This window comes from Pseudomonas sp. Ag1 (assembly GCF_000278565.1).
In the GTDB taxonomy this organism is placed as follows: domain Bacteria; phylum Pseudomonadota; class Gammaproteobacteria; order Pseudomonadales; family Pseudomonadaceae; genus Aquipseudomonas.
The window spans coordinates 74,850-87,626 of sequence record NZ_AKVH01000102.1; the positions used below are offsets into that span (position 1 = coordinate 74,850).

Consider the following 12,777-nt stretch of genomic DNA (forward strand, 5'->3'; position numbering starts at 1 on the left):
TCGCAGGACAAAATGTGGGAGCGGGCTTGCTCGCGAAGGCGGTGTATCAGTCAGCCCATGTATAGACTGACCCGGCGCTTTCGCGAGCAAGCCCGCTCCCACATTTGATCTTCATCAGCTTCAAGATCAGTTCTGGATTTTGTGGTCCAGCGCTGCGTAGAAGTTGGCGCTTTGTTGCAGGTATTTCTGGGTGTAGGCGCTGGTGCTGGTTTTTTTGCTGCTGATTTCAACACTGGCGCTGGCTGGCAACGCTACGGTGGCGGAAACAGCGGAAGCGGCGATGATCGAGAAAAGATTGAAGTTCATGTCGGTAACCCTTGTGTTCGGTTGGCTTGGTGGCCTGTGTTGGCCTTGGAACCAAACTTACGCCCGAGGGGTTAGCCTTAGAAATTCATTGAAACACTAGCCGCTATTAATAGTATTAATACAACAAGTCAGGCCCCGCACTGCGGGGCCTGTGGCTTATTGCCGCACCAGGAACTTGAGGTCGCTGGGGGCATCAATCGCCAGTTTCTGCACGGTCTTGCCCAAAAGACCGGTCTTGGGATCGCGCTCGACGACCACAATCTCGTTGCTCTTCTGGTTGGCGATCAGCAGGAACTTGCCGCTGGGGTCCAGGGCGAACTCCCGGGGATGGTCACCTTCCACCGATCGGCGCTGGATCTCTTTGAGCTGCGCAGTGGCCGGGTCGATGGCAAACACCAGCATCTGGTTGGCGGTGCCACGGTTGCTCACGTAGAGGAACTTGCCGTCGCTTGAGGTGTGCAGTGCAGCACCGGCCTTGTCGGACACCGGCTGGCCATCCGCGAAGTTGACCAGTTGCTTCTGGGTCAGCTTGCCATCGTTGTAGTCGAACACCGCCACTTGCGCGCTCATCTCGGTGGTCAGCCACGCGTGCTTGCCGTCTGCGGTGAACAGCAGGTGCCGCGGGCCGCTGCCCGGTGGCAATTGCACAAACGCAGGGTCGGCCGGGGTCAGCGGCAGTTCATGGTTGGCCTTGGGGTCGTAGTGGTAGGCAAAGATCTTGTCCGCCCCCAGGTCCTGGACAAACACGTACTTGCCGTCCGGCGAAGACACCACCGAATGCACGTGGTTGGACGCCTGGCGCTCCGGGTTGACCCGGCTGGCCGGGTGCCCGCTCAACTGCACCGGCGGCGACAGCTTGCCTTCGGTGTCTAGCGGCAGCACCGCGAGGCTGCCGCCCGGATCTTCCAGCACCGAATAGTTGGCCACGAACAGGTAGCGCCCGTCACTGGCCAGGCTGGAATGGGTCGGCTCGTTGCCCAGGCTCTGCACCTGGTTGATCAGGGTCAGTTGATGGTTCTTCGGGTCGATGCTGTAGCTGCTGACGCGCCCCACCGGGTCTTTTTGGCCCGGGCCGTTTTCGTTGACCACAAACAGGTGCTTCTGGTCCTTGGACAGGGTCAGCCACGACGGGTTGGCCGCCTTGGCGGCGAGCACCGGCTGGCCGCTGAACTGCCCGGTACGGCTGTCGAACTGCAAACGGTAGATACCTTCGCTGGTGCCGGCGGTGTAGCTGCCAACGAGCAATTCATAGGTGTCCACCGGCGCGGCCTGGACCGACATCGCGCCTACGCTGCCGGCCATCAGCAGGGGCCAGAATTTACGCATCATCATCCGCTTCATCCTCGTCATTATTGTTGCCGGTGACGCCGCTCATGCAGACCAGGCGGTGTTCGCCCTTGTCATCGGTAAGTGTCCAGCTTTGCAGGGTTTGATCAAAGGTCGCCGCCTTGACTTGCTCCAGGGTGAAACTCCAGCGCTTCTCGACGCGACCGTCCATGCAGATGATCAATAACGTCTGGTCATCCAGGCTGAAATCGAAGCTGTGCAGGCCATCGATTTCGACCATCTGGCAGTCTTCAAAAGCGTCGGGCAAGGTAGCGGTGTCGGCAGTCATAACCATCAATCATCAAGAGGAAAGACCTCATGATAGGTCAAATCGTTGCATCGGCCTAAGCCCGCGCAATGCAAAACGCCGTGGCACAGGCCACGGCGTTTTGGCAAACAGCGTTGGATCAGTGGGCGAACAGCGAATTGCCCTTCTGCCCCGCCAGCTTCTCGGGCTTGATCAGGAAGCGTGCCAGCGCCGGCAGCAGCCACAGCGCGCCGAACATGTTCCACAGCAGCATGAAGGTCAGCATCAGACCCATGTCGGCCTGGAACTTGATGGCCGAGAAGATCCAGGTGCATACGCCGATTGCCAGGCACAGGCCGGTGAACAGCACGGCTTTACCGGTGGACTTGAGCGTCTGGTAATAGGCTTCCTGCAACGGCAGGCCGGCCCGCAGGAAACTCTCCAGGCGGCTGTAGATGTAGATGCCGTAGTCCACGCCGATCCCCACCCCCAGCGCCACCACCGGCAAGGTCGCGACCTTGACACCGATGCCCATGAACGCCATCAGCGCGTTGCCCAGCACCGAGGTCAGCACCAGCGGCAGCACGATGCACAGGGTCGCCGCCCACGAGCGGAAGGTGATCATGCACATGGTGGCCACGCACAGGTACACCAGGATCAGGATGGTCAGCTCGGACTCCTTGATCACCTCGTTGGTGGCCGCCTCGATCCCGGCGTTACCGGCGGCGAGGATGAATTCCAGGCCGTCCTTGTTGTTCTCCTTGGCGAAGTCCTGCACCGCATGCACCGCGCGATCGAGGGTTTCGGCCTTGTGGTCGTTGAGGAACACCAGCACCGGCGCCAGGGAGCAATTGTTGTTGTACAGGCCATCGGCGCGGGCAATGGAGTTGTTCAGCACGTCCGGGTTGCGCGACAGGGTTTCCCATTTCAGGTTGCCCTCGTTCATGCCCTTGATCATCTGCTTGGACACGGTCACCAGCGAGATGGCCGACTGCACGCCCTCGGTGTTCTGCATCTTCCACATCAACTGGTCGATGGGTGCCATGGCTTCATACCGCGAGCAGCCTTCGGGCGGAGTCTTGACCATCACCACCAGCACGTCGGAGCTGGTGGAGTAGTTGTTGATGATGAAATTGTTGTCCTTGTTGTAGCGCGAGTCCGGGCGCAGCTCCGGTGCACCCTGATCGAGGTCACCGATCTTCAGGTTCTGGCTGTACCAGAGGCCGCCACCAAAGGCGATCAGCGCCAGGGCAATCGACACCGGCGCGACCTTGGGGCTGGCGAACTTCGACAGCAGGCGCCAGAACGGGTGTTCGCGGTGCGCATCCTTCTTGCTCTTGGCGATGGCGCGTTTGCTGATGCCGACATAGGAGATCGCCACCGGCAGCAGGATCAGGTTGGTGAACACGATGACCGCCACCCCCACCGAAGCACCGATTGCCAGCTCGCGGATCACGCCGATATCGATGATCAACAGGGTGATAAAACCGACCGCATCGGCGAGGATCGCGATCATGCCCGGCAGGAACAGCTGGCGGAAGGTACGCCGGGCCGCAGTCAGGGCGTTGTCGGCATCACTGGATTGCAGGGCGATGCCGTTGATCTTCTGTACGCCGTGGGAAATACCGATGGCGAAGATCAGGAACGGCACGAGCATCGAGTAGGGATCCAGCCCGAAACCCAGGGCATGCATCAGCCCGAGCTGCCAGATCACCGCCACCAGCGTGGTGCTCAACACCGCGACGGTACTGCGCAGGCAGTTGGTAAACCACAGCAGCAGCACCAGGGTGATGACGAAGGCAATACCGAAGAACATCACCACCATCACCAGGCCGTCGATCAGGTCGCCGACCTTCTTGGCAAAACCGACAATGTGGATCTTGACGTTGGGGTTCTGCGCTTCGAACTTGTCGCGGATCTTGTCTTCGAGCTCATGGGAGAACTTACGGTAGTCCAGGGCCAGCAGCTTGCCCTGGTCCTGTGGGTCCGGATAGGACTCCAGCAGCGGAATGTCGACGATGCTCGACTTGAAGTCGTTGGCCACCAACCGCCCGACCTGCCCGGACTTCAGCACGTTGTTGCGCAACTGGTCGAGGCTTTCCGGCGAGCCGTTGTAGCTCTGCGGGATCACTTCACCGCCGGCAAAGCCTTCTTCGGTAACTTCGGTCCAGCGCACGCTGGGGCTCCACAGGGACTTGAGGCCGGAGCGGTCGACGCCGGAGATGTAGAACACCTCGTCGTTGATCTGGCGCAGGGTCTCCATGTACTCCTTCGTGAAGATGTCACCGTCCTTGGCCTCCACCGAAATGCGCACCGTGTTGCCCAGGTTCGCCAGGTCATTGCGGTGCTCCATCATCCTCTCGATGAAGGGGTGCTGGAGGGGGATCATTTTTTCGAAGCTGGTGGACGGGCGAATCAACGTCGCCTGCCAGAACAGGAAAATACTCACCAGCAGGCAGATCGTGATGACTGCCGGGCGGTTATTGAAAATCAGGCGTTCGAGAAACGTGGCCTTGTCGTTGTGATGACTGCTCATTGTGTCCCCGCCTTCTTATTGTTTTGTCGGCTCGGCGCCGGTTGGACTGGCCACGCGAACGCCGCCCTGCCCCGCCAGAATCAAGTTGCCGTTGCCCGCCGCGGTGACCGCCGACAGCGAAATGCGGTCCGGGCGATTGAATACGCTGAAGGTCAGGCCGTCGTCGTGGCTGACCACCACGCTGCCACCGTTGCCCACTACCACGATGGAACCGTCGTCCAGCAGGGTCGCCCCCGACAAACCGAACTCCAGCGCGCCACGAGTGGCGTTCAGCTCCACCGGCTCCCAGGTGCTGCCAAAATCCGTGGAGCGAAACAGGTTGCCACGCAGGCCGTAGGCCAACAGCGTCTGCGCCTGGGCGGTGCCGATCACGCCGAACAGCGAGCCCTCGTAGGGGCCTTCGAGTTTTTCCCAGGTCTGCCCCTCGTCATGGGAGCGGAACATGCTGCCCTGCTCACCGACGATAAACAGCCCGGCGTCTTTCACCTGGGCGATGGCGTTGAGGTGGTATTGGTCTTCGTTGTCGAGGCGGTCGCTGACGTCGTCCCAGGTCTTGCCCCCGTCGGTGGTTTCGATCAGCGCACCGTAGGCACCCACGGCAAAGCCGTTGCTGGCATCCTTGAACCAGACGTCGAGCAGCGGTGCTTCGCGCTTGAGGTCCTGGAATTGTTGGGTCCAGGTAACGCCGCCGTCGGTGGTGGCGAGGATCTGTGCGTCATGGCCCACCGCCCAGCCGTGTTGGTCGTCGGCGAAAAACACGGCGGTCAGCAGTTGCCGGGTGGGGACTTTGGCTTGGGTCCAGGTGACACCCTGGTCGTCGGAATAGAGGATGTGCCCGCGATCACCGACCGCGACCAGGCGCTTGCCTGCGTGGACCACGTCGATCATCAGGCTTTTGGCGGCCTTGGGGGAGTCAATGGCGAACACCGCGGCGGCGGTGGTTTCTGTGGCGGCATGGGCCGGTGTCGACAACGCGACAACCCCCAGCAACGAGAGCGCTGTGGCCAGCAATGCGACCCTGCGCGTGGCCTTCGGGCGGAAAAACACCACACCCATGACAGGCTCACTCATAGACCTTTCTCCCATTTATTATTGTTAGGTCGTCTTGCCGTGGGGAGCCCTGAAACCTGCAATCTAGAGCGCCTTGGGCAAGCTGGGCCATCCTAGCGGGCTTTGGAATCGTCTGACAATCGGCGCTACGTTATGTTTTGTTAACTGGAGGGGTTTGGGTCGGTGCTGAATGTAGTGCTATCAGCGGCGGTGATCCGTGGAGGGGGGCTGTTGGGGTGAGGGGGCTTGCTTCCGCTGGAGTGCGCAGCGCTCCTACGCTTTTTGGGGCCGCTGCGCAGCCCAGCGGGAGCAAGCTCCCTCGCCACGGGATGAATGGAGAGCCCTGGAATGAATTTTTATTCTATGTGTTGAGTTTTGGGAATATTTATTCCATAAATAGGCTTCTCAATACAATAATTCGAAGGAACCCGGCTATGCGCGAACTTGGAATCGGCCTGATTGGTACAGGCTTTATGGGGCGTGCCCACGCCTTGGCGTTTAATAACGCGCGGGCGGTGTTCGAGCTGCCGGTGAAGCTCACGCTGGCCGCCCTGGCCGATGCCGATACCGAGCGCGCAATACGCTGCGCCGCTGACTGGGGGTTTGCCCAGGCCCATGGCGACTGGCAGCAGTTGATTGACGATCCCAAGGTGGATGTTGTCGCCATCACTACTCCCAACCATTTGCACTACCCCATGGCCATGGCTGCACTGGCGGCAGGCAAGGCGGTGTATTGCGAGAAGCCGCTGGCGGTGAGCCTGGAGCAGGCGGCCGCGATGCGTGATGCGGCGAGCAAGGCCGGGGTGGTGACGCGGGTGGGTTACAACTATCAGCACAACCCGATGATTGGTTTGGCCCGGCAGTTGATCGCCCGCGGTGAGTTGGGGGAGATCATCAGTTTTCAGGGGGAGTTCAGCGAGGATTTCATGGCGGATTCGGCGTCGCCGTGGTCGTGGCGCTGTGAGGTGGGACATGCCGGCGGTGCGTTGGCGGATCTGGGCAGTCATTTACTGTCCATGGCGCGGTATTTGGTGGGGGATGTGGTGAGTGTGTGTGCCGATACGCAAACGGTGCACGGGCAGCGGCCTGCCACCGCCGGGAGTGAGACGCTGCGGGAGATTGCGGTGGATGACCAGGTGCATGCGTTGTTGCGGTTTGCCAATGGGGCACGGGGGACGGTGAGCAGTAGCTGGCTGAAGCATGGGTATAAGAATCACCTGAGCTTTGAGATCAGTGGCACGCGGGGCACGTTGTTGTTTGATCAGGAACGGTTGAATGAATTGCAGCTGTTTCGGGTTGGGCAGGAGGGGTTTCAGCGGGTGTTGGCGGGGCCTTCGTTGCCAGGGTATGCGGCGTTCAGTCCGGCGCCGGGGCATCAGTTGGGGTACAACGAGTTGAAGACGCTGGAGGTGCATGAGTTGGTGATGGCGTTGGCCGGCAAGGGCAGTGACGGGACGGATTTTGCGGCGGCTTGGGAGGTTGAGCGGTTGGCGGCGGCGATTCGGGTGGCGGCCAAGGAGGAGCGGTGGGTCGGGCTGAATGAGGTCTAAATGTGGGAGCGGGCTTGCTCGCGAACGCGGTGGGTCAGCCACGGCATCTGGCGACTGACACACCGCTTTCGCGAGCAAGCCCGCTCCCACATTTGATTGTCGTTAGCTTTTGGATTTGCGCATTAGCCTATATGCCGCCGGGATGACGAACAGGGAGAGCAAGGGCGCTGTGAGCATGCCGCCAATCATGGGCGCGGCAATCCGGCTCATGACTTCGCTGCCGGTGCCGCCGCCTAAAAGGATCGGCAGCAAGCCGGCGATGATTACGGCCACGGTCATCGCCTTGGGCCGCACGCGTAATACGGCACCTTCGGTGATGGCTTCCAGCAGGGCCTGGTCCCCTCCTCCCTGGCGTTCGGCCCAGGCGTTTTTCAAATACAGCAGCATGATCACGCCAAACTCCGCCGACACCCCCGCCAACGCGATAAATCCAACACCCGTCGCCACCGACAGGTTGAAGCCCAGCCAGTACAGCAACCACACCCCACCCGTCAGCGCGAACGGCAACGTGGCGAGGATCAGCAGCGCCTCATCCACCCGCCGGAACGTCAGGTACAGCAGCACGAAGATGATCAGCAAAGTCGCCGGCACCACCAGTTTCAGGCGTTCATTGGCCCGCTCCAGGAACTCGAACTGCCCCGAGTAGCTGAGGCTCATGCCCGGTTGCAGTTGCACGTTCTGGTTGATCGCTTCACGCAAGTCCTTCACCACCGACGCCAGGTCGCGGTCGCGCACGTCGATGTACACCCAGCCGGAAGGCCGGGCGTTTTCGCTCTTGAGCATCGGCGGGCCTTCGCTGACCTTGATCCTGGCCACGGTGCCCAGGGTGATCTGGCTGCCCGACGGCGTATAGATCGGCAGGTTGCTCAACGCGCTCACCGAGTCGCGCCATTCTTTCGGGTAGCGCAGGTTGATGGGAAACCGCGCCAAGCCTTCGACGGTCTCGCCGATGTTTTCCCCGCCAATCGCCCCGGAGACAATGGACTGCACATCGGTGATGTTCAGGCCATAACGCGCGGCGGCCGGGCGGTCGATATCCACGTCGATGTAGCGCCCGCCCGTCAGGCGTTCCGCCAGCGCCGAGCTGACGCCGGGCACCGTCTTGGCAACCTTTTCCACGGCCTGGGTCACGGCGTCGATGTCCATCAGGCTGGAACCCGCGACCTTGACGCCGATCGGGCTTTTGACCCCGGTGGCGAGCATGTCGATGCGGTTGCGGATCGGCGGAATCCAGATGTTGGTCAGCCCCGGCACCTGCACCACCCGGTCGAGTTCCTTCACCAGTTTTTCCGGGGTCATGCCCGGCCGCCATTGGTCTCGCGGCTTGAACTCGATGGTGGTTTCGAACATTTCCAGCGGCGCCGGGTCGGTGGCGGTTTCGGCGCGGCCGGCCTTGCCGAACACGTGGGCGACTTCCGGCACGCTCTTGATCAAGCGGTCGGTACGTTGCAGCAATGCGCCGGCAGTTTGCGTCGACAAACCAGGCAACGCCGACGGCATATACAACAGGTCACCCTCATCCAGCGGCGGCAGGAATTCACCGCCCAGGTGCGACACCGGCCATAGCGCACTGGCGACCATCAGCAGCGCGACCAGCAAGGTCATGCGCGGCCAGCGCAACACCGCGTCGAGGGCCGGTTGGTAGAGTTTCATCAGGCCGCGATTCAGCGGGTTGCGTTGCTCATCGGGAATACGCCCGCGAATCCAGTAGCCCATCAGCACCGGGATCAGGGTCACCGACAACCCCGCCGCAGCGGCCATGGCATAGGTCTTGGTGTAGGCCAGCGGCCCGAACAAGCGGCCTTCCTGGGCTTGTAGGGTGAACACCGGGATAAACGACAAGGTGATGATCAGCAGGCAGAAAAACAACGCCGGCCCCACCTCCACTGCCGCATCGGTGATGACCTTCCAATGCGCCTCCCCCTTCAACTCCTGGTTCGGATGCGCGTGGTGCCAGGCTTCGATTTTCTTGTGGGCATTCTCGATCATCACCACCGCGCCATCGACCATCGCGCCGATGGCAATCGCAATCCCGCCCAGGGACATGATGTTCGCGTTGATGCCCTGGAAGCGCATGACGATAAAGGCAATCAACACCCCCACCGGCAACGAAATGATCGCCACCAGCGAGGAGCGCAGGTGCCACAGGAAGATCCCGCACACCAGCGCCACCACCAGGAACTCTTCGAGCAGCTTGTGGCTGAGGTTGTCCACGGCGCGATCGATGAGTTTGCTGCGATCGTAGGTGGTGACGATTTCCACCCCGGGCGGCAGGCTGGTTTGCAGTTGCTCCAGCTTGGCCTTGACCGCCGCGATGGCCTCGCGGGCGTTCTTGCCGCTGCGCAGGATCACCACGCCGCCCACCGCCTCGCCTTCGCCATCCAGTTCACTGATGCCCCGGCGCATGTCCGGGCCCAGCTGGATCGTCGCTACATCCCCAAGGGTCACCGGCACGTTGTGGGTGTCGAGCCGCAGGGGAATGCCGCGAAAGTCCTCCAGGGTTTTCAGGTAGCCGGACGCACGCACCATGTATTCCGACTCACCCATGTTCAGCGCCGAACCGCCGGTTTCCTGGTTGGCCTTGCCGATGGCTTCCACCACCTGGGCCTGGGTGATGCCGCGACTGGCCAGGGCCAGCGGGTCGATCTGCACCTGGTACTGCTTGACCTGGCCGCCGATAGTCGCCACTTCGGCGACATTGGGCAGGGTCTTGAGCTCGAACTTGAGGAACCAGTCCTGCAACGAGCGCAGTTGCGCCAGGTCGTGTTTGCCGGTGCGGTCCACCAGCGCGTACTGGTAGATCCAGCCGACACCGGTGGCATCCGGGCCCAGCGCCGGCTTGGCCGATGCCGGCAAACGCGCCTGCAACTGGCTCAGGTATTCCAGCACCCGCGAGCGCGCCCAATACAGGTCGGTGCCCTCGTCGAACAGCACGTAGACGTAGCTGTCGCCGAAGAACGAAAAGCCGCGCACGGTCTTCGCCCCCGGCACCGAGAGCATGGTGGTGGTCATCGGGTAAGTGACCTGGTTCTCGACAATCTGCGGGGCCTGGCCCGGGTAAGGCGTGCGGATGATCACCTGCACATCCGACAGGTCCGGCAAGGCGTCCACCGGGGTGTTCTGGATCGACCACAAACCCCAGGCCGTCACGAATAAAGTCGCCAACAACACCAAAAAGCGGTTGGCCACCGACCAGCGAATCAACAGGGCGATCATGGCCGGGCTCCCGGTTGCATGCTCATGCCGTCCATGGCCCCCTCATCTGAAAAACCGCCGGACGATTGAGTGGTAATTCCCTTCAAACTTGCTTCGGAGTCCAGCAGAAATTGACCGGAGGCCACCACCTGCTGGCCTTCCTGCAGGCCGGCGAGGATGACGGTGTTGTCCTGGTTTTCTGCACCCACCTGGACTTCTACCGGGCGATATCGCCCGCCCTCCTCGGCCACCATCACCAGCACGCGTTTGCCGGTGCGAATCAACGCCTCGCTCGGCAGCAACAGCACCGATTGGCCGCTGGATTGGGCCAGGCGCACCTGGGCGGTCATACCGGGGCGCAACATACCGTCAGGGTTGGGCAGTTCGACCCGAACCTGCACGGTGCGGCTGTCCATGGCAGTTGCCGGCAGAATCGCGGCGACGGTGCCTTTGACGACTTGTCCCGGCAACCCGACAAAACGGCTCTCGACCGTTTGCCCAACGGCCAGCGCGGCGCCCTGGGCTTCAGGCACGGCGACCTGCAGCCACACGGTGCCCAGGCCATTGACCCGCGCCAGGGTTTGGCCCGCCGCGACGGTCATGCCTTCGCGTACGTCGAGGGTTTGCAACGCGCCGCCCAGCGGGGTGGTGATGGTCATCACCGATTGCACCCGGCCGCTGCGCTCCATCTGCGTGATCAACCCGGCAGGCATTCCGCTCAAGCGCAGACGCTGGCGGGCGGCAGCCAACAAACCTGGATCGCTGTGTCGCAGAGCAAGGAACTCTTCCTGAGCGGCGGCCCATTCGGGCACCAGAATGTCCGCCAGGGGCGCCTGGGCCTTGAGCATATCCCCCGGCGCGCGGGCGTAAACCCGCTCGACAAATCCCGCAGCCCGCGCCTGCACCACCGCCACATCGCGGTCGTTGAACGCAAGGATTCCCGACAGCTCAAGACTCGACGCCAGCACCCCACGGCTGACGCTCGCAAGACGCACACCGATGTTCTGGGTCAGGCTCGAATCGATATGAATCGCCGCACTCTCCTCGGCGCCACCGGCGTAGCGCGGCACCAGTTGCATGTCCATGAAGGGCGACTTGCCCGGCTTGTCGAATTTTTGCTGCGGGTACATCGGGTCGTACCAGTACAGCGCCTTTTTCTCGTCCGGCGCCCGCATCGTCCCGACCATGGCCGGCTGTGCCTCGCGTGTCTGCGCCAGCCAATAGCCGCCACCCAGACCCAGCAGCAGGACGCCGCCCAACAGGGCCATATTCACGATTCGGTTATTCATTGGCGGGTTCCCCGTAAGCAAAATACAGCTGGGCGCCGGTCAGGGCGCGCTGTTCAATGGCATCAATCTGTTTGAAGCGCGCCTCGACCCACTCGCGGCGGGCGCTGACCACGCTCATCAGGTCGCCCTTGCCCGCGCGATACCCCGCCAGGCTCAGCGACAATTTCTCCTCGGCCAGCGGCACCAGGCTGTCCTGGCTGCGCTGCACGGCGCGGTCCAGCCGCTGGTAGTTGGCCAGGTCGTCTTCGAGTTCCTGGGTATGTTCACGGGTCTTGGCTTCGCGTTCGGCGTCCAGTTGGTCGAGTTCGGCCTGCTTGGCGGCGATACCGGGGTTTTGTCGGCGACCGGGGAAGATCGGCAAATCGAAGGTGAATTGCAGGCTGACCATGTCGCCGTACTCACGGCCTCGGTGCTGGTAGTCCACTTCCCAACTCCAGTCCGAGGTCTTTTGCGCCTTGGCCTCGTTCAGCCGGGCTTCGGCCTCGCGGGTGCGCGGTGCAAAGGCTTGCAGAACCGGGTGCTGGTGCAGGTTGTGGGTGAAGCCGGTGGTGTCGATTTTCCAGTTCGGCAATTGCCCGCTGGGGGCTTCACTGGCGGCCGGGCCGATCCAGCGCTTGAGGGCCGCCCGGGCCTGGACGCGTTGCTGGATCAGCTCATCCTCGCGCTCGGCCAGGTCAGACGCTTCCTGCTTCGGGATCACGACGTCGGAAGGCTGCCCGCGACCGCCGGCCAGTTGCGCACGTACGGTGTCTTGCAGCAGGCGATTTTGCTGATAGAAGTCCTTGAACAGCGCCTCTTTACGCTCCACCGCATAGGCGCGAATCCACGCCTGGGCGGTGGCCTGACGCACATTCAAGCGCTCGATCCGGCCTTCGGCGGCAGCCGTGTCCACGCTGGCCGACGCCAACTCAACCCGTGCCTTGCGCTTGTCGCGGCTGGGCACTTGTTGCTGGATGCCGATCATTTGCTCGGTCATGTCATCGCCATACAACGTGCCGCGATTGGGCCCGCCGACGGGGAAATTTTGCAGGCCTACTACCAGTTTCGGGTCCGGCAGTTCGCCGGCCGGAATCGCCGCCTGGGTCGCGGCCTGCAATTTGGAGGATTCAGCCGTCAGCGACGGCGCGTTGTTTTGCGCCAGGCGCAAGGCCTCATCCAGGGTCAGCGCAGACGCCAGCGTCGGCCACGCCAGCACGCCCATCACCAGGGCACGCACGCATAGGAAATTCATCTTGAAGTGTCCTGTTCTGTTGCGCTGCGCACCGCTTTACGCGGCCC

General features: G+C 62.2%; 9 protein-coding genes. 1 reads left to right on the forward strand and 8 read right to left on the reverse strand.

The annotated features are described in order from the left end of the window. Nucleotides 1-126: 126 nt before the first annotated feature. From A462_RS13760 to A462_RS13740, 5 genes are all read right to left on the reverse strand, one after another. Nucleotides 127-306, reverse strand: coding sequence for a hypothetical protein (locus A462_RS13760; protein WP_003211212.1), 180 nt, complete (start codon nucleotides 304-306; stop codon nucleotides 127-129). A 156-nt stretch (nucleotides 307-462) separates the two neighbouring features. After that, nucleotides 463-1,638, reverse strand: coding sequence for a lactonase family protein (locus tag A462_RS13755; RefSeq protein WP_008435939.1), 1,176 nt, complete (start codon nucleotides 1,636-1,638; stop codon nucleotides 463-465). Next, nucleotides 1,625-1,921, reverse strand: a complete 297-nt coding sequence (locus A462_RS13750; RefSeq protein ID WP_008435940.1) for a DUF5629 family protein — start codon at nucleotides 1,919-1,921, stop codon at nucleotides 1,625-1,627. Before A462_RS13750 ends, A462_RS13755 begins: the two co-directional genes overlap by 14 nt. Before the next feature lie 118 nt (nucleotides 1,922-2,039). After that, the gene (locus A462_RS13745) at nucleotides 2,040-4,415 is read right to left on the reverse strand and encodes an efflux RND transporter permease subunit (RefSeq protein WP_003211205.1); all 2,376 of its coding nucleotides are present in this window, start codon (nucleotides 4,413-4,415) and stop codon (nucleotides 2,040-2,042) included. A gap of 15 nt (nucleotides 4,416-4,430) precedes the next feature. Continuing rightward, on the reverse strand, nucleotides 4,431-5,471 hold the full coding sequence (locus A462_RS13740) for a WD40/YVTN/BNR-like repeat-containing protein (protein WP_008435949.1): 1,041 nt from the start codon (nucleotides 5,469-5,471) through the stop codon (nucleotides 4,431-4,433). 428 nt (nucleotides 5,472-5,899) lie between these two features. Here A462_RS13740 and A462_RS13735 point away from each other — a divergent pair, with 428 nt between their 5' ends. Continuing rightward, complete coding sequence (locus tag A462_RS13735) at nucleotides 5,900-7,015, forward strand: Gfo/Idh/MocA family protein (protein WP_008435950.1); 1,116 nt, start codon at nucleotides 5,900-5,902, stop codon at nucleotides 7,013-7,015. A 102-nt stretch (nucleotides 7,016-7,117) separates the two neighbouring features. Here the strand turns inward: A462_RS13735 and A462_RS13730 are convergent, their stop codons facing one another. From A462_RS13730 to A462_RS13720, 3 genes are read right to left on the reverse strand one after another with little or no spacing between them, the layout of a single operon-like run. Continuing rightward, nucleotides 7,118-10,231 carry an efflux RND transporter permease subunit gene (locus tag A462_RS13730; RefSeq protein ID WP_008435952.1) on the reverse strand — a complete coding sequence of 1,038 codons (3,114 nt, stop codon included), beginning with the start codon at nucleotides 10,229-10,231 and terminating at the stop codon, nucleotides 7,118-7,120. After that, nucleotides 10,228-11,499 carry an efflux RND transporter periplasmic adaptor subunit gene (locus tag A462_RS13725; RefSeq protein ID WP_008435954.1) on the reverse strand — a complete coding sequence of 424 codons (1,272 nt, stop codon included), beginning with the start codon at nucleotides 11,497-11,499 and terminating at the stop codon, nucleotides 10,228-10,230. The genes A462_RS13730 and A462_RS13725 overlap by 4 nt, the downstream gene beginning before the upstream one ends. Continuing rightward, nucleotides 11,492-12,730, reverse strand: a complete 1,239-nt coding sequence (locus A462_RS13720) for a TolC family protein (protein ID WP_008435956.1) — start codon at nucleotides 12,728-12,730, stop codon at nucleotides 11,492-11,494. The genes A462_RS13725 and A462_RS13720 overlap by 8 nt, the downstream gene beginning before the upstream one ends. Nucleotides 12,731-12,777: the final 47 nt, after the last annotated feature.